Here is a 23401-nt window from a genome sequence, read left to right as displayed (position 1 = left end):
GCAATTTTCGCGAATTTTCCGGTATTAAGACTTGAGTAATCATTATGCGAGTAACGGTTAACACCAGACGCTCGCAACGACAACTCCGGCATAAGCGGTCGACCGGAGTAAGGAGTGTTAGCGTGTCGGATATTGGTCAGGTCACATCCAAGATGGAAAATGCCGTCGTGTCTTTGAATAAAAAGAAAGCAACGCTGCGCAGCAAGATCCTCCTGGACGTCATGGAGTACTGGGAAAGCATGCGCGACGGCGACAGCCTGCCCCGGCGGTCTGATATCGACCCGCGCCGGATTGAAGGCGCGCTGCCCTATGCGTTCATCCTCGAAGAGATCGCGCCCGGTCTCGCGCGGTTCCGCGTGGCGGGCGGTCATCTGAATGACCTCATGGGGATGGAAGTGCGCGGCATGCCGATCAGCGCGATCTTCACCCATACCCAGCGCAACCGCCTGCTGCCGATGATCGAGAAGGTGTTCCGCGAGCCGTCCTCGCTGGAACTGAGCCTGTCCTCGCGCAAGGCCGGTGAAGAGCCCACCGAGGCCGAGATGCTTATCCTGCCGCTTTTGGATGATGATGGCCGTCCGACCCGCGCTCTGGGCTGCCTTGTGGCCCGTGGCCCGCTCCTGTCGCCGCCCTATCGGTTCCAGGTCACCCAGTCGCGCAGCACGCCCCTGCCCCAGCCCGTTCTGGCCGAGGAGCCCGCGCGCCCGCAACTGCGTCCCGAGGACCGCGTGCTCGAAGGGTTCCACGAACCGGCCAAGCCCTTTGCCCCGGCCAGCGAGACCGCCGAGACGCCTGACGCGGCACCTGCGCGTGAGCTGCCGTCCTACCTGCGGGTTGTGAAGTAAGCTGGGGGCTGTCCGGATCGCGGGCAGCCAACCGATCCGACAGCGTTCCACCGAACGACCCTCAGATCAAAGCGCCCCGCCCGTCCCGTAGGACCGGCGGGGCTGTTTTTTTGGATCAGGCGGTCCGCTTGGTGGCGTCTGCCGCGCTGCGATGCTTTTCGATTTCCTCGGCGACGAGGAAGGCCAGTTCCAGCGACTGGCTGGCATTCAGGCGCGGATCGCAGGCGGTGTGATACCGGCTCGACAGATCCTCATCCGACACGGCGCGCACGCCGCCCGTGCATTCGGTCACGTCCTTGCCGGTCATCTCGAAATGCACGCCGCCGGGATAGGTCCCCTCGGCATTGTGGACCGCGAAGAATTCCTGCACCTCGCGCAGCACGCTCTCGAAGGGACGGGTCTTGTAGCCCGACGCGCTCTTGATCGTGTTGCCGTGCATCGGATCGCAGGACCAGACAACCTTGGCGCCCTCTTCCTCGACCGCCTTGATGAGACGCGGCAGATGCTCGCCAACGGAGCCCGCACCAAAGCGCGCGATCAGCGTGAGACGCCCGGGGACGTTGTCCGGGTTCAGCTTGGAGATCAGGACCTTCAGGTCATCGGCCGAGATCGACGGGCCGCATTTCAGACCAATCGGGTTCTGAACGCCGCGGCAGAACTCCACATGGGCGCCGTCCGGCTGCCGCGTGCGGTCGCCGATCCAGATCATGTGCCCGGAGCCCGCGAGCGGATGCCCGGAGGTGGAATCGATCCGGCAGAGCGCCTCTTCGTATTCCAGCAGCAGCGCCTCGTGTGAGGTGTAGAAATCCACCGAAGACAGCGTATGCGCGGTGTCCTTGTTCACACCGGCGGACTGCATGAAGTCCAGCGCATCGGCAATCCGGTTGGCCATATCCGCATAGGCGGCGGCCTTTTCGCTCTCGACGAAGCCCAGGGTCCAGCCATGGACATGATTCACATCCGCATAGCCGCCATGGGAGAACGCCCGCACGAGGTTCAGGGACGCGGCCGCCTGGGTATAGGCCTGCAGCATCCGCGCCGGATCGGGGATCCGGGCCTCAGGGGTGAAGGCGATGTCGTTGATGATGTCACCGCGGTAGCTCGGCAGCTCCAGATCGCCCTGGGTCTCGGTCGGGGCCGAGCGCGGCTTGGCGAACTGTCCGGCCATGCGGCCCACTTTGACCACGGGCATCTTCGCCCCGAAGGTCAGGACAATCGCCATCTGCAGCATCACCCGGAAGGTGTCGCGGATCTGGTCGGTCTCGAATTCGCCAAAGCTCTCGGCGCAATCGCCGCCCTGCATCAGAAAGGCGCGCCCCTCGGCCACTTCGCCCAGAGCCCGGGTCAGCCGACGTGCCTCGCCCGCGAAAACCAGCGGCGGATACTTCGTCAGCTGAGCTTCCACGGCAGCCAGAGCCGCCGGATCCGTATAATCGGGCATCTGTACCCGAGGTTTCGAGCGCCAGCTCGACTTGTTCCACGTCGATGCCATCCTATTCCTCCACGGATTGCAGATTGAACCGGCGCTCTCCTTACGCCACTGGCTCGGCCTTGCCAATGCGCATTCTCGATCTAGGGACATGCGATTTTCCGCGCCCCGGTGACGGCGAGGCATTGCGCCCGCGCGTCAAATCTAGTCTCGTGGCGCAAAATAAGGATGACGCCATGACGCCCGAGGTGCCCCCGCTCTCCCGTGTCCAAAGCACCGCTGACCTCGGTCCGAGCGCGCGACCGAAGCGCTTTGTCTTTGTCCTGCTCGACAATTTCACGATGCTCTGCTTTGCCTCGGCGGTCGAGGCGCTGCGCATTGCCAACCGGATGTCCGGCCAGACGCTCTATACATGGGTTCTCGCAGGCGATGGCGGAGAGGAGGCCTATTGCTCGGCCGGGGTGGGCTTCAAGCTCGATATGGATCTGGGCGAGCTGAGCCGCGATGACGTGATGTTCCTCTGCGGCGGGATCGATGTGAAATCGGCCTCGACAAAGACCCTGCTGAACTGGGTGCGGCGCGAGGCGCGGCGCGGCGTGGTCACCGGCGGTCTCTGCACGGCGGCCTATACCCTGGCCAAGGCCGGGCTGCTTGATGGCAAGCGCGCCACGATCCATTGGGAAAACCATGACAGTTTCCTCGAGGAATTCGACGAGATCGAGCTGACGAAATCGGTCTTCGTGATGGATGGCAATCGCTACACCACCGCCGGGGGGACGGCCTCGATCGACCTGATGCTCAAGATCATCGCCGATGACCATGGCGAGGATCTGGCCAATGCGGTGGCAGATCAGCTGATCTACACCACCATCCGCACCGATCAGGATACGCAGAGGCTCTCGACGCCGACCCGGATCGGGGTGCGTCATCCCAAACTCAGCAAGGTCATCCAGATGATGGAGGCCAATATCGAAGAGCCGATCAGCCCCTCGAACCTCGCCGCCGATATCGGGATGAGCACGCGGCAGCTCGAGCGGCTCTTTCGCCGCTACCTGAACCGCTCGCCCAAGCGCTACTACATGGAACTGCGCCTGCAAAAGGCGCGCAACCTGCTCATGCAGACGGATATGAGCGTGATCAACGTGGCGCTGGCCTGTGGCTTCACCTCGCCCTCGCATTTCTCGAAATGCTACCGGTCGCAATACAACACCACGCCCTATCGCGAGCGCGGTGCGCAGTCGGGCAGGTTGTCGGTCTGAGGCTTTCGGCAAAGCAGGACAACGCAGCGCTGACGAGGTTCTAACGGCGCGCGTCGAATACTCCGGATACCCGCATGAGATCGCGGGACCTATAGGAGTATTTACCCATGAAATTTCTGTTTTCAGTCCTTTTGGCCCTCGGGCTGTCGGGCCCGGCTCTCGCCGCTTCGGTGGATTTCGAAGGCCTGCCCACCAGTTTCGAAGGCACCAGTTTCGAGGTGGACGGCTTTACCTTCAACACCACCGCCCCCTCCGAGGTGCGGATCTTTGACGACAATCCCGGCACGCGCACGACCTATGTCCTGTCCTGTCAGCCCGGCGATTGCGGCAATCCGCTGGAGATCATCTTTCCGAATGCGACCAGCATGTTCTCGATGACTATCGTCTCTGACGAGGGGCCGGATTCGTCGCTGACCCTGTCCTTCATGACGGCCTCGGGCCTGGTCGTGGATAGCTTTTCGGGCTTTGATTACGCGAGTGAGACCAAGGATTTCTACACCATCGCGGGGCTCGATCAGGCAACAAGCGTGCTGCTGACCCCGGTCGGTGAGCCTTCGGGCTTCGGCTATGACGACATCCGGATCGATGCCACGAGCCCGGTGCCCCTGCCCATGCCGGCGCTTTTGCTGCTGGGTGGTCTCGGCGCGCTGGGTCTCGCACGCCGTCGGTCCAACGCGGCCTGACCGACACAAAGTCAATCGCCCACCGGCACCTCCGGCCTAGTGGATCGCGGGGGCCGGTCGGTCGGTTGACGGAAACAGAGCGGCGATCTGTGGTGGGGCGCTGCTCTGTTTTTACCCAAGCCTCGGAGCACGGCGTCCCGCCCCGACCCGGCCTGAAACGGCGCGGGGGCTTACAGGGATAGCCAACTGGCCGGGACACGATCCGCGAACCGGGTCTGGCAGAACCGGTATTGCGGGGCGAGATCCTTTGAGAACGCCTCCTTCGCGACCCCGGGCAAGGGCAGCTTCACCAATGTCTCGTTCAGGGTTTCGGTCTGCCCGGGCGCAGAAAAGGGCAGATCCAGAAAGCGGCACAAGGCGCGCAGGGCCGGATCGTCGAAGAGATTTTCGTAAAACAGATGCAGCACATCCTCTGCGTCGAACATATCGTCGAGCGCCCGCACGATCTGCGCATAATCCGCCCGGGCCCGGATGGCGGGCGATTGCGCGATCCGAGCCCAGTCCCGCAGGACGTCATTCTCTGCGCTGAGCTGCTGCAGATGTCGGAGTTGCGACCACAACCGATCCACCGGATCGCGCATCAGGAACAGGATCTTCACCCGGACGCCGCGTTGGGCGCAAAACGCCTTGAGATAGGCGAAACCGTCTCTGCCGATCGCCGAGTATCCCGGCGTGATATCGCAGACCACGCGGGTGCGGTCCGTCGACAGGCGGGCGAAATGGTCGAAATAGGCCAGCGGATCATAGATCATCTGCACCCGGTCGAGGCTCGCCTGCAAAGCGGCAGCATCGCGCAGGGTCCGGGGCGAGGTGGCGGCGGCCTTCAAGTGGAATTCCAGCCGCTTCATGGCAAACCGGTCCGGGTCGCCAAGGGCGGTCTCGGGGAATTTCGCGTCGAAGAAGTGAACCTCCTTCAGGGGCGAGACGGCCACATCCTCCCGACCGCAGAAATAGCTGTGCAGCCAGCTCGTTCCGGTCTTGGCCGCGCCGATACAGACCAGCAGCGTCCGTCCGTCCAGCATATCGGCACGGCGTGGGAGCGTCATGGCACCCTCCTGGGGCAAGCGTTCGGTCGACCGGGCCCATGGCAGGGACGCGATCGACCGAAGCGACGTTTTGCAAGTGAGGTTCGCGTGGCTTGAAGACACGCAGGCCGGCTAGAGCAGGAACTCCACGCCGTCGCCGAAATCGGGCGGCACATCGTCCTCCCAGGCGATATCGCGGCTGGGTTCCGCCGGCTTCTGGGCGCGGCTCTCGGCGAGGGAAAACTCCGCCTCGAAATAGCGCGCAATCGCGTCGTTGATCATATCGCCGGCATCACGACCCGTGTCGTTGTGTTTGACAAATTTGAAGGAAAGAAGACCGTCTTCAGGCATGGTATGCTCCTCATATGCCCGTTTGAAATGGGCTCAGTTGAATATGAACGCGGCGGCGGAGCCTTGAGAGCGATCCGCATCGCCGCGCTGAGGAGTGTCTAGAGGAGCGGTTTTTCCGTTCGATGTCCCGCCGCGTATCAATTTTGTCTGTTGCGAAACGCTTGGTATCCGGGCCTTGCCGAGGCGTGGCTCAGGGTGCCGGGGTCATCCGGTAGAGCGCGCCATTGCCCACGCTGAGATACCAGATCGCCCCATCCGGGCCTTCGCGGACATCGCGCAGGCGCGCGGTGCTGTCGCCCTCGATCTCTTCCTCGGTAAAGCTCCCGGCCTCCAGCCGTGAAAGATACCCGAATTTCAGGCTGCCGACGAAGAAATCGCCGCGCCATTCGGGCCAGAGCGTACCGGAATAGATCATCATTCCCGAAGGCGCGATGGAGGGATCCCAGAAGTGATCCGGCTGCTCCATCCCCGGCTTTGACGACCCCTCGCCGATGCGCAGGCCCGAGTAATGCCGCCCGTAAGAGATCACGGGCCAGCCGTAATTCGCACCGCGCCGCACAGCGTTGATCTCATCCCCGCCGCGCGCGCCATGCTCGACCACCCAGAGATTGCCCTCCAGATCGAGCGCGGCGCCTTGCGGGTTGCGGTGGCCGTAGGACCAGATCTCGGGCTGGGCGCCGGGGGTGTCGATGAAGGGGTTGCGCGAGGGCACACCGCCAGTGCGGCCGATGCGGATCACGCTGCCATTCTGGGTGCTCAGGTCCTGCGCACTGTCATCATCGCCGCGATCACCGATGGTGACATAGAGAAACCCGTCCCGTCCTTCGACCACGCGGGACCCGAAATGCCGGCCCCCGCGGTCCCCGGGCTCGGTCTCGAAGATCGTGGTCGTGCCGGTCAGCGCCGCGCCATCCTGCGACAGCGTGCCAATGGCGACCGCCGTGCCCGCGCCGGAGCCTTGGGGCCGGGAATAGGTGAGCACCACCTGCCGCGTGCGCGCGAAGTCCCGGGGGATCAACACATCCAGCAGACCGCCCTGCCCGCCCCGGGCCACGCGGGGCAACCCGGCCACGGATTGGCGCTGCCCGTCCTGCGAGATGTGCAGGAGCGTGCCGCCCCGCTCGGTGATCAGCAACCCGCCCTCGGGCAGAAAGCCGAAGCCCCAGGGCTCGTCGAGATCGGCGACCATGCGCGTGACCTCCACCGTCCCGGCCGAAGTGGCAAGGCGTTCGGCCTGCGTCGCCGAGGCGTTTTGCGCGGTGAGGATCAGGGCGAGGCTGATCAGGGCGGGTCGGATCATCGGCGTCCTCCGGAATGCGATACCCTTCACAGATAGGTAGTGCCGGGCTTGGGCCAAGCTGTCCGCGCCAGATCCCCCGGGGTGGCAGGCGGCAATTTGCGGGTTTGGTCCCATTTGTTGCGGGCGACGCAGGGGAAACCAGCCCGGTGACCCTTTTCAATCCGCAAACCGCGAATTAGCTTCCGGTCAGGACATCAAGATCCAACACGGGAGAGATATATGAAAAAGCTGCTTCTCGCCTCCGTCGCGACAGCCGCCATGGCCAGCACCGCCTTTGCGGCAGGCCATTCCAACGAGATCAAGATCGGAGTTTCCGTCGGCTTCACCGGGCCGCTGGAATCGCTGGCTCCGCCCATGGCGATGGGCGCCGAGATGGCCATGGCCGAAGTAACCGAGAGCGGTATGCTGCTCGAAGGGGCAACCGTGACCCCGGTGCGCGGGGACAGTACCTGCATCGATGCCGGTGCCGCGACCGCGACCGCCGAACGTCTGATCACCGCTGAAGGTGTGAAGGGCATCATGGGCGCCATGTGCTCGGGCGCAACTGGCGCGATCTTGTCGAATGTGGCCATGCCGAACGGGGTCGTGATGATCTCGCCGTCTGCCACGTCGCCGGCCTTGTCCACCGTCGAGGATAACGGGCTGTTCTTCCGGACAGCGCCCTCCGATGCCCGTCAGGGCGTGGTCATGACCGAGGTGATCATGGACCGGGGCTTCAAGGAAGTCGCCGTGACCTACACCAATAACGACTATGGCAAAGGCCTGGCCGACAGCTTTGCCGCGGCGTTCGAGGCTGCGGGCGGGACCGTGACCCTCAATGCCTCCCATGAGGATGGCAAGGCGGATTACTCTGCCGAAGTGGGTGCGCTGGCCTCTGCGGGCGGCGAGATCCTCGTCGTGGCGGGCTATGTGGATCAGGGCGGGTCGGGCATCATCCAGGCCGCGCTCGACACCGGTGCCTTCGACACTTTCGTACTGCCGGACGGCATGGTCTCCGTCGCGCTGGAGGAAAACTTCGGCAGCGATATCGATGGCTCCTTCGGTCAGAACCCGGGCACCGACAGCTCCGGCGCGCAGGTCTATGCCGAGATGGTGGGCGATGCGTTCGATCCGACCTCGCCTTTCTCTGCCGAGAGCTATGACGCGGCTGCGCTGATCATGCTCGCCATGCAGGCCGCCGGATCCGCCGAGCCGGGCGACTACAAGGACCACGTGATGGCCGTGGCCAACGCGCCGGGCGAGCCGATCTTGCCCGGGGAGCTGGGCAAGGCGCTCGAGATCCTCAAGAATGGCGGCGAGATCGATTATGTCGGTGCCTCGGCGGTCGAGCTGATCGGTGGCGGCGAGTCCGCGGGCAATTACCGCGAGATGGAAATGAAAGACGGCCTGGTCACCACGGTGCGCTTCCGCTGACCTTTCCAGATGCAAAGCAGACAGCCCGGGCCCGCCCCGGGCTGTTTGGCATGAGGCATATATGATCAAGGTCGAAAACCTGCACCGGCATTTCGGCGGCTTTCGGGCCGTTGACGGCGCGACGCTGGAGATTGCCGAAGGCTCGATCACCGGGCTGGTCGGTCCCAACGGCGCAGGGAAAACCACGCTTTTCAATGTGATTGCGGGCAATCTTAAACCTACCTCGGGGCGGGTGACGATGCAGGGCGAGAATATCACCGGCCTGCCGCCCCATGAGTTGTTTCACAAAGGCCTGCTGCGGACGTTCCAGATCGCCCATGAGTTTGGATCCATGTCCGTGCGCGAGAACCTGATGATGGTGCCCGCTGCGCAATCCGGCGAGACCATGTGGAATGCCTGGTTCAACCGGCAACGCATTGCGCAGGAAGAGGCCGCCCTGCTCAGACAGGCCGATGAGGTGCTCGAATTCCTGACGATTGATCATCTGAAGAACGAGAAGGCCGGAAACCTGTCCGGCGGGCAGAAGAAACTGCTGGAACTGGGCCGCACCATGATGGTGGATGCCAAGATCGTCTTTCTCGACGAGGTTGGTGCCGGTGTGAACCGCACCCTTCTGGGCACGATCGCCGATGCGATCCTGCGGCTCAACAAGGAGCGCGGCTATACGTTTTGCGTCATCGAGCATGACATGGATTTTATTGGAAAACTTTGCGATCCGGTGATCGTGATGGCCGAGGGCAAGAAGCTGGCTCAGGGCACGATCGACGAGATCAAGGCGAATGAGCAGGTGATCGAGGCCTATCTCGGCACCGGGCTCAAGAACAAGGCAAGCGCCTGAACCCCATGAGAGGGCGGGATTTGAGTATTTTTGGAACAATGAAGCCAGGCGCGCGGCGCAGAGGCCATCCATGAGCAGCAATCCCTATCAGGACGCCCGGGGCAATACGGATGCCTCGATCACCAATCCCCGGCCCGGCGGCACGCTTTCGGCGGGGCAATCGACGTCTCCCGGAGGGGCGGCTCAGCCCGGCGAGCCCTTCCTGATCGGGGATGCCATGACCGGGGGCTATGGCAGCGGGGCGGATATCCTCCATGCCTGCACGCTGTCGGTGGATAAGGGCGAGATCGCCGTGATCGTTGGGCCCAACGGGGCCGGCAAGTCCACGGCTATGAAGGCGGTGTTCGGGATGCTGAACATCCATACGGGTGCCGTGCGGTTGGGCGGCGAGGACATCACGCGGCTTACCCCGCAGGCGCGCGTGGCCAAGGGCATGGCGTTCGTGCCCCAGACCCACAACATCTTCACCTCCATGAGTGTGGAGGAAAACCTCGAGATGGGGGCTTTCCTGCGCCGGGATGACATTTCGCAAACGATTGCGCAGGTTTACGAGCTGTTCCCGATCCTCGGGGATAAGCGCCGCCAGCCTGCGGGCGAGCTGTCCGGGGGCCAGCGGCAGCAGGTGGCCGTGGGGCGCGCCCTGATGACCCAACCTCAGGTCCTGATGCTGGATGAGCCCACCGCCGGGGTCAGCCCCATCGTGATGGATGAGCTTTTCGATAGGATCATCGAGGTGGCACGCACGGGCATTTCGATTCTGATGGTGGAGCAGAACGCCCGCCAGGCGCTGGAGATCGCCGATAAGGGCTATGTCCTTGTTCAGGGGCGCAACCGTTACACCGATACCGGGCAGGCCCTGCTGGCCGACCCGGATGTCCGCAAGTCCTTCCTGGGAGGGTGATCATGCGCATGCTGCTCTTCTTGACGCTGGTCGTCGCCACACCTGCCACCGCCAATACCCTGTGCCGGTTTGAAACCGAGTGCTTTGAACGCGAGGCCTGCGCGCCCTCCGGGTTCGAGATGCGGCTGAGCCTGCCGGAAACCCAGGCGACGGTGACGTCCCGGCTCGTGGCCGAAACCGATAGCGGCAGCTTCCCGGGATACGCCCTGCGCGGCGGGCCGGAGCGGCGGCAGTTTTTCTTCGATGCCGGAACCGCGGGTTACATGCTCACCCTGAACGGGGCCGAGGCACGGCTTGCGGTGCATCTCGATGAGGGGCCGTTGATGGTGAACTATCTCGGCACATGCGAGGCGGAGTGATGGATTTTCTCAACGCGCTCGTTGCTTTTCTGAACTTCGTCGTGGTGCCGGCCACGGCCTATGGCAGCCAGCTCGCGCTTGGCGCGCTCGGGGTGACCCTGATCTACGGGATCCTGCGGTTTTCGAACTTCGCCCATGGCGACACCATGGCCTTCGGCGCGATGGTGACGATCCTCTTCACCTGGGCGTTCCAGTCCATGGGGATCAGTCTGGGTCCCCTGCCCACGGCATTGCTCGCCCTGCCCTTCGGGATCGCGGTCACGGGGCTTCTGCTGGTGGGCACGGACCGGCTGGTCTACCGGTTCTACCGGCAGCAAAAGGCGGTGCCGGTGATCTTCGTCATCGCCTCGCTGGGCGTGATGTTCATCATGAATGCCCTCGTGCGGTTCATCATCGGCCCGGATGACCAGCGTTTCAGCGATGGCGCGCGGTTCATCATCTCGGCCCGCGACTTTCGCGAGATGACCGGGCTGCGAGAGGGGCTTGCGATCAAGACGACCCAGGGCCTGACGGTGGTCACCGCGGTGATCGTGGTCGCGCTCCTCTTCTGGTTCCTGAACCGGACAAGGACGGGCAAATCCATGCGCGCCTTCTCGGATAACGAGGACCTCGCGCTGCTCTCGGGCATCAATCCCGAACGGGTGGTCATGGTGACATGGCTGATCGTGGCGGCGCTGGCGACCGTCGCCGGGGTTCTTTATGGGCTCGACAAGTCCTTCAAACCGTTCACGTATTTCCAGCTTCTGCTGCCGATCTTCGCCGCCGCCATCGTCGGAGGGCTGGGCAATCCGCTGGGCGCCATTGCCGGGGGCTTCGTGATCGCCTTCTCGGAGGTGACCATCACCTACGCCTTCAAGAAGGTGCTGGGCTACCTCCTGCCCGAGGCGCTCGCACCGGACGGGCTCGTGCAGCTCCTGAGCACGGATTACAAATTCGCCGTCAGCTTCGCCATTCTCATCATCGTGCTGCTCTTCCGGCCCACGGGGCTCTTCAAGGGGAAATCCGTATGACGATCAATCTGCGCAATCTGGGGCTCTTTGGCCTTGTCGCCCTGCTGATCGTCGGGACCGGGGTGCTGCAAAGCTGGAACGTGGCCCTCACCATCCTGAATTACGGGCTGATCTCGGCGGTGATGGCGCTGGGTGTGAACATGCAATGGGGCTATGCGGGGCTCTTCAATGTGGGGATCATGGGGTTTGCGGCGCTCGGCGGGCTCGCCGTGGTCCTCGTCTCCATGCCCCCGGTGGGAGAGGCCTGGTCCGCCGGAGGTCTGCGCCTGATCCTGGCCCTGGCCTGGGCGCTGATCGTGCTGGCGGCGGCCATCCTGACCTATCAACGCATGGCCGCGGGACGGATGCGCACCCTCGCCATGGTCGCAATCCTGATGGGCGGCTTTTTCTCATTCCGCGCGCTTTTTGACCCGGCCGTCGCCGCGGTGGAGGCCGTGAACCCCGCAGGGACCGGCTATCTCGGCGGGCTCGGCCTGCCGGTGCTGCTGGCCTGGCCGATTGGCGGGGCGCTGGCAGCGGGCGCGGCCTGGGTCGTGGGCAAGACCGCCCTGGGCCTGCGGTCGGATTACCTGGCCATCGCCACGCTGGGCATCGCCGAGATCGTGATCGCGGTCATGAAGAACGAGGATTGGCTCAGCCGCGGCGTCAAGAACGTGGTCTCGATCCCGCGCCCGGTGCCCTATGAGATCGACCTGCAGAACGACCCGGGTTTTGTCGCGCGGATGACCGGCTGGGGCTTTGACCCGGTGGTTGCTTCCTCGGTGACGGTGAAACTCGCCTATGCGGGGCTCTTCGCCTGCGTGCTTCTGATCCTGCTCTTTTTGCTCGAAGCCGCCCTGAAATCCCCCTGGGGCCGGATGATGCGCGCGATCCGCGACAACGAGACTGCTGCCGAGGCCATGGGCAAGGATGTCAAACGCCGTCACCTGCAGATCTTCGTCATGGGCTCAGCCATTTGCGGGATCGCAGGTGCCATGCTGGTCACCATGGAAAGCCAGCTCATCCCCTCCTCCTACCAGCCGCTGCGCTTTACCTTCCTGATCTGGGTGATGGTGATCGTCGGCGGGTCCGGCAACAATTGGGGCGCGATCCTCGGCGGGTTCCTGATCTGGTTCCTCTGGATCCAGGTGGAGCCCATGGGCCAGCAACTCATGCTCTGGCTCACCGCAGGGATGGCGGATGGTTCCGCGCTCAAGGATCACCTTCTGGACAGTGCCGCCCATATGCGCCTGTTGACCATGGGGATCGTGCTGCTTCTGGTGCTGCGCTTCAGCCCGCGCGGCCTCATCCCCGAGAAATAGGCGCGCTGCCCAACTTAAGTCCGGAAATATCCCGGGAGGTTTGGAGGGCTGGCCCTCCAATCCCTCAGGCGCAATGGGCGCTCTCGGCTTCCCGCATGGCCGCCACCGTCGCATCCAGCGACAACAGGATCGAGGCATGGCGGTTCTTGTAATCCTTGGCCGGGATCAGAACCTCGAATCCGTCAAAGGGCGCAGGCGGCACGGGGCCGTCTTCTTTCAGCATCGCCTTGAGCGCGTCGCGCGCCGCTTCCAGTTCCGGCAGGCTCCGCCCGATCACGGCTGCGCCCAGAACCGAGGCCGCAGCCTGTCCCAGGGCACAGGCCTTCACATCCTGGCCAAAAGCGGCCACGCGCCCCTCGGCGACCTTCACATCCACGGTCACGGTCGATCCGCACAGCGGCGAGCGCTTCTTGGCCGAGGCATCCGGCGCGCTCAGCCGTACCGTATGGGGAATGGATGCCGCCAGACCCAGAATGCGCTGGGAATAGAGTTTGATCAGGTCCGTGTCAGACATGGTGTTTCCTCCGGGTCCTGTCGTAGATAGACCGCAAATCGGCTCTGTTAAGGAGGAGCATATGAAATTCGATCCCGCAACCCTGCGCTATAACGACAAAGGTCTGATACCCGCCATTGCGCAGGACGCAACCAGCGGCGAGGTTCTGATGATGGCTTGGATGAATGCCGAGGCCGTGGCCAGGACGCTGGAGACCGGACGGGTGACCTATTGGTCGCGCTCGCGGCAATCCTTCTGGATCAAGGGCGAGACCTCGGGCCATGTGCAAACCCTGCGCGATTTCCGCGTCGATTGTGATCGCGATTGCCTGTTGGTGATGGTCGATCAGGTCGGGGCTGCCTGCCACACCAACCGGCGCAGCTGCTTCTACACAGCCGTCGAGGATGGGGTCGAAGTCGAGAAAATGGCGCCCATGGCGTGAGACCGGGCCCCAGCGCCCCGTGATCCCTGGCCCCGGCGCTCAGAGCGCCGCGGTCAGGGTCTTGAGCGCGGCGAGCGGATCGTCTGCGCCCCAGATCTCTTCGCCGATGGCAAAGAAATCCGTGACCGGGGACAGAGCGGCGACGACCTCCGGGGTCAGCCCGCCCTCGGCCACCACGGGCAGCTCGATCATCTGCGACCACCAGGCAAAAAGATCCGCCTCTGCCACCTCGCCTGCGCCGGTCAGGCCCGCGGCCACGGGGCCAAAGGCGATATAGTCGGCCCCGGCCTCGCCCGCGCTCATCCCGTCATGCTGAGACGCCCCGCACCAGGCCCCCACTACCGCTTCGGCGCCGATCTCCTTGCGGACCTTGCGCACCGAGCGCGCGCCATCGCCCAGATGCACGCCATCCAGCCCCAGACGTTCCACCATCAGGAAGTGACTGTCGATCACCAGCGGCACGTCCCGCGCATGGGCCACCTCGCGACAGGCATCTGCCGCGCGCGCGATCCGATCCTCGTCCCGGGTGGACAGGCTGAGCCGCACACAGGCGATCTCGACCCCGTCCAGCAGAGCCGCCAATTGGCCTGGAAAGCTGGACAGTTCGATCTCTGGCGGGGTGATGAGGTAAAGCTGCGGCTGCTCGGGTGCGTCGGCCATGACAGGCTCCTGTTCTTGTCGCCCCCGTATAGCCCCCCTCGCGGGAAATGACCAATACCCCTCGGGACTTGCCCCCCGTCGCCAGCCCCCCTATCACCCGGGCCATGACCGACGCACCCAGCCAACCCGCCTTTGTCCTTGTCCGCCCGCAAATGGGCGAGAATATCGGGGGTGCCGCCCGTGCCATGTGGAATTTCGGCCTCGACCGGATGCGCGTGGTGGCCCCGCGGGATGGCTGGCCCAGCGAAAAGGCCGTGGCGATGGCAAGCGGCGCGGGTCGGCTGCTGGATCAGGCCGGGCTGTATGACAGCACGGCCGCGGCCCTGCGCGACGCGGATTACGTCTTTGCCACCACGGCGCGGTCGCGGGATCTGACCAAGCCGGTGGTCACGCCGGAACACGCGATGACCCAGGCCCGCGCCCTGATCGCCGAAGGCCAGCGCGTCGCGGTCCTGTTCGGGCCGGAACGCGCCGGGCTCGAGAATGACGATATCGCTCTGGCCAATGCCATTGTCTCGGTGCCCGTGAACCCGGCCTTCCCCTCGCTCAACCTCGCCCAATGCGTGCTTCTGACGGCCTATGAATGGGAACGTCAGGTGACCGAGACGCCCCCCGAAGTGCTGGAATTCGCCGGGACGCGCTTTGCCAGCGGTCAGGAGGTCGAAAAGCTCGGCGATCACTTCGAAGAACGGCTGGAGGAGGCGGGATTCTTCTTTCCGCCCCACAAGGCCGCCCATATGAAACTGAACCTGCGCAACATGCTGTCGCGCCTGCCGCTGACGCTGGTGGATGTGCAGACCTTCCACGGGATGCTGCGGCAACTCGCGCGCTGGAAGGACAGGTCGGGCGGGTCATCTTGAAGCCCGCAAACCCCGCGCATACTCTCCGCAGCAAGGACCAGAAAGGCGACGCATGAGCAAGAAACGCAGCATCTTCGAAGAGGTCGGTACGGATGCGCCGGCGGGCCCGGCCCCGGTCTCGCCCGGGGTGATCGACCGCGCGGCCCGAACCGGTGCGCGCGGCGCGGTGCGGGTCTGGCTGATGCTGCTCTTTGCGCTGGTGGTCATCATGATCGCCGTGGGCGGACTGACCCGGCTGACCGATAGCGGGCTGTCGATCACCGAATGGGCGCCCCTGACCGGCGCGATCCCGCCCCTGAGCGCCGAAGACTGGGCGCGCGAGTTCGACCGCTACCGCGCGATCCCGGAATACCAGTTGCAGAACAAGGGCATGTCCCTCGCGGAGTTTCAGTTCATCTATTGGTGGGAATGGGGGCACAGGCAACTTGGCCGGGTGATCGGCCTCGTCTGGGCGCTCGGGTTTTTCGGATTTCTCGTCTTCCGTCAGATCCCGCCAGGCTGGACCGGGCGGCTCCTTGGCCTTGGGGTTCTGGGCGGGCTGCAAGGCGCGATCGGCTGGTGGATGGTGTCCAGCGGGCTGACCGGCACCATGCTCGACGTGGCCTCCTACCGGCTGGCGACCCATCTCGGCCTCGCCTTCCTGATCCTTGGGCTGATCGCCTGGTATGTCATGGCGCTCGGACGGCCCGAGCGTGACCTGTTGCAGGCGCGCCGCTCCGGCGAGCCGGGGCTGGTGACGGGCGCGAGCTGGGTGCTCGGCCTCGCGGCGGTCCAGATCCTGCTTGGGGCGCTCGTGGCCGGCATCGATGCCGGGCGCAGCTACACGGACTGGCCGCTCATGGCCGGGGCATTCCTGCCCATCGACATGTGGGAGTTCACGCCCGGCTGGCGGAATTTCTTCGAGAGCCCGGGCCTTGTGCAGTTCAATCACCGGATGGTCGGCTATCTGCTGCTGCTGGTCGGGCTCTTTGTCTGGTGGCGGTCGCGGCGCAGCGCCCATCCCACCACGCGCAGTGCCTTTGACTGGGTGGCGGTGATCCTCTTTGGTCAGATGACCCTCGGCATCGTCACGGTGCTGAACGCTGCGCCCTGGACCTGGGCCATCGCCCATCAGCTGGGCGCGGTCATCACGATCTGCTTGATCCTGCGCGCCCGGTTCCGGGCCCGTTATCCCATCGCCACATCCATCCGGGGGACCGCTGCATGACCGCCTTGACCGAGCTGATGGCCTTTCAGCGCGACACCGAAGCCCTGAGCGAAGTCGCGGGCCGTCTCGGCTGGGATCAGGAGACGGTGATGCCGCGCGGGGCCGCTGAACAGCGCAGCGCCGAGATGGCCGCGATGGAGGCTGTGCTCCATGCCCGCCGCACGGATCCGCGGATTGGGGATTGGCTGGCGGCGGCGACCCCCGCGACGGAGGTGGAGGCCGCGAACCTGCGCGAGATCTCCCGAAGCTATGCGCGCAATACCAAGGTGCCCGCACGGCTCGCGGCGGAACTGGCGCGCGTGACCTCGCTGGCCCAGGGAAAATGGGCCGCCGCGCGGGCCGCTGATGACGTGGCCGCCTTCCTGCCGGTGCTGCGCGAGGTTGTCGACCTGCGCCGCGAGGAGGCATCGGCGCTGGCTACAGATGGCGCACTCTATGACGCGCTGCTTGAGGATTACGAGCCCGGCGCCACCGAGGCCGGGATCGCCGCGCTGTTTGACCGGATGCGCCCGCGTCTGGTCTCGCTGCGCGACCGGGTTCTGGGGGCGTCCCATGCCCCTGCCCCGCTCGAAGGCCGCTTTGCCGAGGACGGCCAGCTCGCCCTGTCGCAAACCCTCGCGCTGGCCTTTGGCTACGATCTGGAGATCGGGCGCATCGATCTGGCGGTGCATCCCTTCAGCTCGGGCTCCGGGCGCGATGTGCGGATCACCACGCGGGTCGCCGAGACCGACCCGTTCAACTGCTTTTACTCGACGATCCACGAGGTCGGTCACGCCACCTATGAGCAAGGGGTCGATCCGGCCCATCTGCTGACCCCGATCGGGCGCGGTGCCTCCATGGGTGTCCATGAAAGCCAGAGCCGGATTTACGAGAACCAGCTCGGCCGTGGTCGTGCCTTCACCGGCTGGCTCTTTGATCAGATGACCGCGCAGTTCGGCGACCTCGGGATCAGCGATCCGGACGCCTTCTATGGCGCGGTCAACCGTCTCTCGCCTGGCTATATCCGCACCGAAGCCGACGAGGTGCAGTATAACCTCCATGTCATGCTGCGCTTCGATCTGGAGCGGGACCTGATCGCGGGCCGGCTCGATGTCACCGACCTTGAAGAGGCGTGGAACACGCGCTTTGCGGCGGATTTCGGCGTGGCCGTCGACAAGCCCTCAAACGGCGTTCTGCAGGACGTGCATTGGTCCGTTGGGCTCTTTGGTTACTTCCCGACCTATACGCTAGGCAATCTCTATGCGGGCTGTCTCTTCGATGCGATGAAGCGGGACTTGCCCGATTGGGAGACGGGCCTGACCTCCGGTGATGCCACCGCCTGCACCGCGTGGTTGCGCAGCGCCCTACAGCAGCATGGCGCGCTGCGGATGCCGGCCGAAACCATCGAGGCGGCCTGCGGACATGCGCCCAGCGAGGCGCCACTTCTCGATTATCTCGACGGGAAATTCGCCGAGATCTACCGGCTCTAAGAAAAAAGCCGCCGCACTCTGGGCAGAGGCGGCGGCCAGGCAGCGGATCAATGGTGTTGGTGCGAGACAGGCAATCTCGGATCCCGCAGCGCAGGCAGGCGGCGCGGGAACGAGGTGTCGGGTGGGGGCCCGAACACCGGAAAACCAAACACGGCGGACCGCAGGCAGATCAGAACAGAACGGGCACGTGCAACAGGGTGGCAAACACGACCGTAATCGCGAGGGCCCCGGTTGCATCCTGAGCCAGAGACACCGGTGCGCGGGTGATGATTGTCTTAATCTCTGCGAGCATCTGAGCCTCCTGAAGTTCTGTTGTTGACCTTTTGTTCTCATTTCCGGCGAGCAAAGTAAAGAACTTTTTAAGAACACGGAGGAACAAAACGCGTTCGCAGGACCTAACCCACGGAAATTAAACGGATCGCCTCATCCTGTCCCGTCAGCCAGAGAAGCATCCGCAGCGCCTCGCCCCGAGGGGTCTCCAGCTTGGGATCGGATGCCAGAAACGCGCGCGCATCGCTCTGGGCCATGGCCATCAGACCCGCCTGTCGTTCCGGGTCCGCGATGCGAAAGCGTGGCAGGCCGGATTGCGCTGTGCCTATCAGATCCCCTGCCCCGCGCATCTCAAGATCGGCTTCGGAAATCCGGAACCCGTCCTCGGTTTCGCGCATCAGCTTCAGCCGTCGTTCCGCCGTCTCGCCCAAAGGCGGCGCATAGAGCAACAGACAGGTAGAAGCCGCGCTGCCCCGCCCGACCCGGCCCCGCAGCTGGTGAAGTTGGGCAAGGCCGAAATGCTCGGCCCCCTCGATGACCATGATCGACGCGTTGGGCACGTCCACGCCCACCTCGATCACCGTCGTTGCCACCAGAAGCCGCGTCTCGCCCGCCACGAAGCGTGCCATGGCTGCGTCTTTCTCGGCGATCGGCATCTGACCATGGACCAGCCCGACCTGATCCTCGCCGAACCGGGCCCGCAGAAGCTTGAACCGTTCCTCCGCCGCCGTGAGCGACAGGGTCTCGCTCTCTTCCACCAGCGGGCAGACCCAATAGGCCTGGCGCCCGTCGGACATGGCGCGACCCAGATGATCCACAAGCTCATCCAGCCGCGCGGCGGAGGCGAGTGCGGTCTTCACCGGGGTGCGTCCGGGCGGCTTTTCGTCCAGGATCGAGACATCCATATCGCCGTAAGTGACCAGCGCCAGGGATCGCGGGATCGGGGTGGCGGTCATGACCAGCACGTTCACCGCTGCCCCCTTGGCCCCGAGCCGCATCCGCTCGCGCACCCCGAACCTGTGTTGTTCGTCGATCACCGCAAGGCCCAGATCGTGGAAGGCGACATCGTCCTGAAACACCGCATGGGTGCCGACCAGAATATGGATATCCCCCGCCTCAAGCGCGGCGAGCTTGGCGGCACGGTCCTTGCCCTTGTCGCGCCCGGTCAGCACATCGACCACCACGCCTGCCGCCTCGGCCAGCGGGCGCAAGGCGCTCAGATGTTGCCGCGCAAGGATCTCTGTCGGGGCCATCATGACCGCCTGTGCCCCCGCCTCGACCGCCAGAAGCATCGCAACCAGCGCCACGAGCGTCTTGCCCGCGCCCACATCCCCCTGCAGGAGCCGGTTCATCCGGTGCGGTCCGGCGAGATCTTCGGTGATCTCGGCAATGACCCGCTGCTGCGCGCCCGTGGGCGTATAGGGCAAAGCGTCGAGAACCGGGCGCACCCGGCGGCCCGTTCCGGTCAGAACCCGTCCGGGTTTGCGCCGCCGATGGGCCCGGGCCAGGGCCAGCGTGGTCTGATGCGCCAGTAGCTCATCATAGGCCAACCGCCGCCGCGCCGGGGTCTCGGCCGTCAGATCGCGCAGGCTTTCGGGCGCGTGCGCCGTGGCCAAGGCCGTGCCGAAATCCGGCCAGCCCTCTTGCGCCACCAGCGCGGGATCGGCCCATTCCACGACTTCAGGCATCCGGTCCAGCGCACCCGCCACGGCCTTTTGCATGGTCTTTTGCGTGATCCCGGCGGTCAGGGGATAGACCGGCTCGAACCCGCCCAGGGTCTCGGCCTCTGCCTCCGTCAGGACATGATCGGGATGGGGCATCTGCGCCTGCCCATCATAGAGCTCGACCCGCCCCGAGATGATCCGGCGCTCGCCCACGGGCAAGAGCGATTGCAGAAATGCGCCGCGCGCGTGGAAATAGACCAGCGTGATCGTGGTGGTCGCATCCTGCACCTCCACCCGATAGGGGCGCCCGCGCCCGGTCGGCGGCAGGTGCCGCAGCACGGTCACCGGCACGGTCATCACACTGGGAAACGGGCCCTCCTGCACGGTGTCGACCGGACGCCGCTCGATACCCGTATGGGGCAAGGTGAAGACCAGATCCCGAGGCCGGGCCACGTCCATCTGCGCAAAGCTTTGCGCGGTCTTCTTGCCCACCCCGGGCAGGGTTTCCAGCTCGGCAAAGAGCGGGAAGAGCGCGTCGGGCCTGCTGCTCACTCGAGCCCCGCCAGAACGCGCCACGCCTCTTCATCGATCACCTCGATGCCCAGATCAGCGGCCTTGGTCGCCTTGGACCCGGCCCCCGGTCCGGCAATCAGCAGGTCGGTCTTTTTCGACACCGACCCGGCCACCTTGGCCCCGAGCGCCTCGGCTGTCACCTTGGCCTCGGCGCGCGACATGGTCTCGAGCGAGCCGGTAAAAACGAGCGTCTTTCCCGCCACCGGAGAGTCCTGCACATCCGGGGGCGCTGCCGGGGCCGGGGAAACCTCTGCCAGCAGCCGGTCGATCGAGGCGCGCTCGGCTTCCTGCGTCAGGGTGGTGACGAGGGCCCGCGCCATGACCTCCCCCACCCCGTCGATATTCAGAAGATCCGCCCACGCTTCGCTGCCCTCGTCTTGCGCGGCCTCGACCGCGGCCAAGAGCGCTTCGATCGTGCCATAGTGATTGGCCAGAAGGCTTGACGCGCTTTCGCCGATATGGCGGATCCCGAGACCGAAGAGCAGCTTGGCAAGCGGCGCGTTGCGCGCGACATCGATGGCGTTGAACAGGTTCTCGGCGCTCTTCGCGCCCCAGCCTTCGCGGTTCCTGAGCTGTTGCAGCCCGTCGCCAAACCGGGTCCGCAAGGTGAAGATATCCGCCGGTTCGCGAATCCAGCCATCGAGATAGAACTGCTCCACCTGTTTCGCGCCCAACCCGTCGATATCGAGCGCCCCGCGGGACACGAAATGCTTGAGCTTTTCAACCGCCTGGGCCGGACAGATGAGGCCCCCGCTGCAACGTCGCACGGCGTCCCCCGGTTCGCGCGGGGCCTCAGAGCCGCAATCGGGACAGGTCGTCGGAAAGACGAAGGGCGCCGCCTCCGGCGGCCGGCGTTTCAGGTCGACATCCTTGATCTTGGGGATCACGTCTCCGGCGCGATAGACCTGAACCCAATCACCAACGCGGATGTCGACGCCGCCACGGATCTGGGCACCGGTATTGTCGCGCCCGGCGATGTAGTCCTCGTTATGCAGGGTGGCGTTCGAGACGACAACGCCGCCAACGGTTACCGGGGTCAGGCGCGCGACCGGGCTCAGCGCGCCGGTGCGCCCGACCTGAATGTCGATGCCGTCGAGCCGCGTCCAGGCGAGCTCGGCGGGGAATTTATGCGCGATCGCCCATCGCGGCGTTGTCGAGCGAAAGCCGAGGCGCCCCTGCAGCGCCAGATCGTCGACCTTGTAGACCACGCCGTCGATATCATAGCCCAGCGTGGCCCGGCGCGCCTCGATCTCGGCATAATGGGCGAGCATCTCGGTGGGGCCGAGGCAGCGTTTTGTCAGGGGATTCGTGCTGAACCCCATCTCGGCGAAACGGGCAATCGCACCGCTCTGGGTTTCGGAAAGCGGCGCCGAGATGTCCCCCCAGGCATAGGCGAAAAAGCGCAGCGGGCGGGCGCGCGTGATCTCGGCGTCCAGCTGCCGCAGGGAACCGGCGGCGGCGTTGCGCGGATTGGCAAAGGGCTTGGCGCCCGCCTCGGACTGACGGGTGTTCAGGTCTTCGAAATCCGCGTGGCTCATATAGACCTCGCCGCGCACTTCGAGGACCTCCGGCGCGCCCGCGATCTGCTCAGGGATATCCGCGATCGTGCGGGCATTCGCGGTCACATTCTCGCCGATGCTGCCATCTCCCCGCGTCGCGGCCTGGATAAGCACGCCGTGCTCATAGCGCAGCGACAGCGACAGCCCGTCGATCTTGGGCTCGGCGGTATAGGCGAGCGGCGCATCCTCCGGAAGGTCCAGAAACCGACGGACGCGCTGGTCGAACTCGGTGATATCCGCATCGGAAAACCCGTTCGAGAGTGAGAGCATCCGCACCGCGTGCTGGATCTTGGAAAAGGTCTCGGATGCTGGGGCACCGATCTGATCACTGGGGCTGTCGGCGCGTTTGAGCGCGGGAAAGCGGGTCTCGATCTCGGCATTGCGCCGCTTGAGCGCGTCGTATTCCGCGTCAGAGATCTCCGGCGCATCGTCCTGATGATAGGCCGTGTTCGCCGTTGCGAGCAGCTCCGCCAGACGGGCCAGTTCCGCGCGGGCTTCCTCCGCGCTCAGATCCGCAACCTGAGGTGACGCTTGCGCCATCCCTTCCCCCTCTTGTCCGCTCACTCGGTCAAAAGGAATAGCAGGGCGACGTCCGAGGTCCAGATCGGTTTGCGCCAAAGCGACCCCCGAACAAAAAAGACCGCGCCCCATTTGCCGGGGGCGCGGTCCTGAACACGACGTCGCGGAGTGATGGACTTCAGCCAGTGGCCAGTTGCGGTGTCGGTGCCTCGACCGGATCCGGATCGCGCAGCACGTAGCCGCGGCCCCAGACGGTCTCAATATGGTTTTCGCCGCCTGTCGCCTGGCTGAGCTTCTTGCGCAGCTTGCAGATGAAGACGTCGATGATTTTCAGTTCGGGCTCGTCCATGCCGCCATAGAGATGGTTGAGGAACATCTCCTTGGTGAGCGTGGTGCCCTTGCGGAGCGAGAGAAGCTCTAGGATCTGGTATTCCTTGCCCGTCAGGTGAACCTGCATGCCGTCGACCTCGACCGTCTTGGCGTCCAGATTGACGAGGATATCGCCGGTCTTGATGATCGACTGGGAATGGCCCTTGGACCGGCGGATGATCGCATGGATCCGTGCGACAAGCTCTTCGCGGTGGAACGGCTTGGTCAGATAGTCATCCGCCCCGAAGCCGAAGCCCTTGATCTTGCTTTCCGTATCGTCCGCCCCCGACAGGATCAGGATGGGCGTTTCGATCCGCGCAAGGCGGATCTGACGCAGCACCTCATGCCCGGTCATGTCCGGCAATCCGAGATCAAGCAGGATGAGATCGTAGTCATACAGCTTGGCGAGATCGATGCCTTCTTCGCCCATCGCCGTGCAGTACACGTTCAGATTGGCATGGGTCAGCATCAATTCGATACTTTTTGCCGTGGTCGGGTCGTCTTCGATGATTAGGATGCGCATTTGCCATTCTCTCCGCTTCGGCTCGCATTGGTTAACGACCACTGTGGGGGTAAATGGTTAACTGCGAGTTACCGATAAA

Annotated in this window: 23 protein-coding genes; 13 read left to right on the top strand and 10 right to left on the bottom strand. The window is 64.6% G+C overall.

Translation table 11 applies throughout. The features are described from left to right. Positions 1-167: 167 nt before the first annotated feature. Positions 168-845, top strand: coding sequence for a PAS domain-containing protein (locus ACP150_RS14610; protein ID WP_424967400.1), 678 nt, complete (start codon positions 168-170; stop codon positions 843-845). 115 nt (positions 846-960) lie between these two features. Here the strand turns inward: ACP150_RS14610 and ACP150_RS14605 are convergent, their stop codons facing one another. Beyond that, positions 961-2337 (bottom strand): class II 3-deoxy-7-phosphoheptulonate synthase, encoded by a 1377-nt coding sequence (locus ACP150_RS14605; RefSeq protein ID WP_424967399.1) that lies wholly within the window; start codon positions 2335-2337, stop codon positions 961-963. Between the two features lie 173 nt (positions 2338-2510). On the opposite strand from ACP150_RS14605, the gene ACP150_RS14600 reads away from it, so the two are divergent. Together ACP150_RS14600 and ACP150_RS14595 are read left to right on the top strand one after the other, a co-directional pair. Further along, entirely contained in the window at positions 2511-3533 is a 1023-nt protein-coding gene (locus tag ACP150_RS14600; protein WP_424967398.1) for a GlxA family transcriptional regulator, read from the top strand. A 107-nt stretch (positions 3534-3640) separates the two neighbouring features. Further along, entirely contained in the window at positions 3641-4216 is a 576-nt protein-coding gene (locus ACP150_RS14595; protein ID WP_424967397.1) for a hypothetical protein, read from the top strand. A 170-nt stretch (positions 4217-4386) separates the two neighbouring features. Here ACP150_RS14595 and ACP150_RS14590 read toward each other — a convergent pair whose 3' ends face one another. The 3 genes from ACP150_RS14590 to ACP150_RS14580 form a co-directional block, all read right to left on the bottom strand. Beyond that, positions 4387-5262 (bottom strand): sulfotransferase, encoded by an 876-nt coding sequence (locus tag ACP150_RS14590; protein ID WP_424967396.1) that lies wholly within the window; start codon positions 5260-5262, stop codon positions 4387-4389. Between the two features lie 111 nt (positions 5263-5373). Next, the gene (locus tag ACP150_RS14585; protein WP_424967395.1) at positions 5374-5592 is read right to left on the bottom strand and encodes a hypothetical protein; all 219 of its coding nucleotides are present in this window, start codon (positions 5590-5592) and stop codon (positions 5374-5376) included. Between the two features lie 190 nt (positions 5593-5782). Beyond that, a complete protein-coding gene (locus ACP150_RS14580) occupies positions 5783-6892 on the bottom strand; it encodes a PQQ-dependent sugar dehydrogenase (RefSeq protein WP_424967394.1) in 1110 nt (369 codons plus the stop codon). 219 nt (positions 6893-7111) lie between these two features. Between ACP150_RS14580 and ACP150_RS14575 the strand changes: the two genes are divergently transcribed. The 6 genes from ACP150_RS14575 (at position 7112) to ACP150_RS14550 (ending at position 12714) form a co-directional block, all read left to right on the top strand. Next, the gene (locus ACP150_RS14575; protein WP_424967393.1) at positions 7112-8305 is read left to right on the top strand and encodes an ABC transporter substrate-binding protein; all 1194 of its coding nucleotides are present in this window, start codon (positions 7112-7114) and stop codon (positions 8303-8305) included. Positions 8306-8366: 61 nt separating this feature from the next. Beyond that, positions 8367-9143: an ABC transporter ATP-binding protein gene (locus tag ACP150_RS14570; RefSeq protein ID WP_424967392.1), complete on the top strand. Its 777-nt coding sequence runs from the start codon at positions 8367-8369 to the stop codon at positions 9141-9143. A gap of 70 nt (positions 9144-9213) precedes the next feature. After that, on the top strand, positions 9214-10044 hold the full coding sequence (locus tag ACP150_RS14565) for an ABC transporter ATP-binding protein (protein WP_424967391.1): 831 nt from the start codon (positions 9214-9216) through the stop codon (positions 10042-10044). A gap of 2 nt (positions 10045-10046) precedes the next feature. After that, positions 10047-10403, top strand: a complete 357-nt coding sequence (locus ACP150_RS14560) for a hypothetical protein (protein WP_424967390.1) — start codon at positions 10047-10049, stop codon at positions 10401-10403. Next, positions 10403-11413, top strand: coding sequence for a branched-chain amino acid ABC transporter permease (locus tag ACP150_RS14555; protein WP_424967389.1), 1011 nt, complete (start codon positions 10403-10405; stop codon positions 11411-11413). Before ACP150_RS14560 ends, ACP150_RS14555 begins: the two co-directional genes overlap by 1 nt. Continuing rightward, positions 11410-12714 carry a branched-chain amino acid ABC transporter permease gene (locus ACP150_RS14550; protein WP_424967388.1) on the top strand — a complete coding sequence of 435 codons (1305 nt, stop codon included), beginning with the start codon at positions 11410-11412 and terminating at the stop codon, positions 12712-12714. Before ACP150_RS14555 ends, ACP150_RS14550 begins: the two co-directional genes overlap by 4 nt. Positions 12715-12778: 64 nt before the next feature. Here the strand turns inward: ACP150_RS14550 and ACP150_RS14545 are convergent, their stop codons facing one another. Beyond that, positions 12779-13228, bottom strand: coding sequence for an iron-sulfur cluster assembly scaffold protein (locus tag ACP150_RS14545; protein ID WP_424967387.1), 450 nt, complete (start codon positions 13226-13228; stop codon positions 12779-12781). A gap of 61 nt (positions 13229-13289) precedes the next feature. Between ACP150_RS14545 and hisI the strand changes: the two genes are divergently transcribed. Then, positions 13290-13649, top strand: coding sequence for a phosphoribosyl-AMP cyclohydrolase (gene hisI, locus ACP150_RS14540; RefSeq protein ID WP_424967386.1), 360 nt, complete (start codon positions 13290-13292; stop codon positions 13647-13649). Between the two features lie 39 nt (positions 13650-13688). Here the strand turns inward: hisI and ACP150_RS14535 are convergent, their stop codons facing one another. Continuing rightward, complete coding sequence (locus ACP150_RS14535; RefSeq protein WP_424967385.1) at positions 13689-14309, bottom strand: thiamine phosphate synthase; 621 nt, start codon at positions 14307-14309, stop codon at positions 13689-13691. A 104-nt stretch (positions 14310-14413) separates the two neighbouring features. On the opposite strand from ACP150_RS14535, the gene ACP150_RS14530 reads away from it, so the two are divergent. From ACP150_RS14530 to ACP150_RS14520, 3 genes are read left to right on the top strand one after another with little or no spacing between them, the layout of a single operon-like run. Beyond that, positions 14414-15169: an RNA methyltransferase gene (locus ACP150_RS14530; protein WP_424967384.1), complete on the top strand. Its 756-nt coding sequence runs from the start codon at positions 14414-14416 to the stop codon at positions 15167-15169. A 52-nt stretch (positions 15170-15221) separates the two neighbouring features. Then, complete coding sequence (gene ctaA / locus ACP150_RS14525) at positions 15222-16376, top strand: heme A synthase (RefSeq protein WP_424967383.1); 1155 nt, start codon at positions 15222-15224, stop codon at positions 16374-16376. Continuing rightward, positions 16373-17845: a carboxypeptidase M32 gene (locus ACP150_RS14520; RefSeq protein ID WP_424967382.1), complete on the top strand. Its 1473-nt coding sequence runs from the start codon at positions 16373-16375 to the stop codon at positions 17843-17845. The genes ctaA and ACP150_RS14520 overlap by 4 nt, the downstream gene beginning before the upstream one ends. Positions 17846-18014: 169 nt before the next feature. Here ACP150_RS14520 and ACP150_RS14515 read toward each other — a convergent pair whose 3' ends face one another. The 4 genes from ACP150_RS14515 to ctrA form a co-directional block, all read right to left on the bottom strand. Further along, entirely contained in the window at positions 18015-18137 is a 123-nt protein-coding gene (locus ACP150_RS14515) for a hypothetical protein (RefSeq protein WP_424967381.1), read from the bottom strand. 103 nt (positions 18138-18240) lie between these two features. After that, positions 18241-20331: an ATP-dependent DNA helicase RecG gene (gene recG, locus ACP150_RS14510; RefSeq protein WP_424967380.1), complete on the bottom strand. Its 2091-nt coding sequence runs from the start codon at positions 20329-20331 to the stop codon at positions 18241-18243. Beyond that, on the bottom strand, positions 20328-22451 hold the full coding sequence (ligA, locus tag ACP150_RS14505; RefSeq protein ID WP_424967379.1) for an NAD-dependent DNA ligase LigA: 2124 nt from the start codon (positions 22449-22451) through the stop codon (positions 20328-20330). The genes recG and ligA overlap by 4 nt, the downstream gene beginning before the upstream one ends. A 157-nt stretch (positions 22452-22608) precedes the next feature. Then, positions 22609-23322 (bottom strand): response regulator transcription factor CtrA, encoded by a 714-nt coding sequence (ctrA, locus tag ACP150_RS14500; RefSeq protein WP_424967378.1) that lies wholly within the window; start codon positions 23320-23322, stop codon positions 22609-22611. Between the last annotated feature and the right edge of the window lie 79 nt (positions 23323-23401).

The organism is Dinoroseobacter sp. S375 (assembly GCF_049800775.1).
Lineage (GTDB): Bacteria > Pseudomonadota > Alphaproteobacteria > Rhodobacterales > Rhodobacteraceae > Dinoroseobacter.
This window is presented reverse-complemented; position numbering and strand designations above follow the sequence as displayed.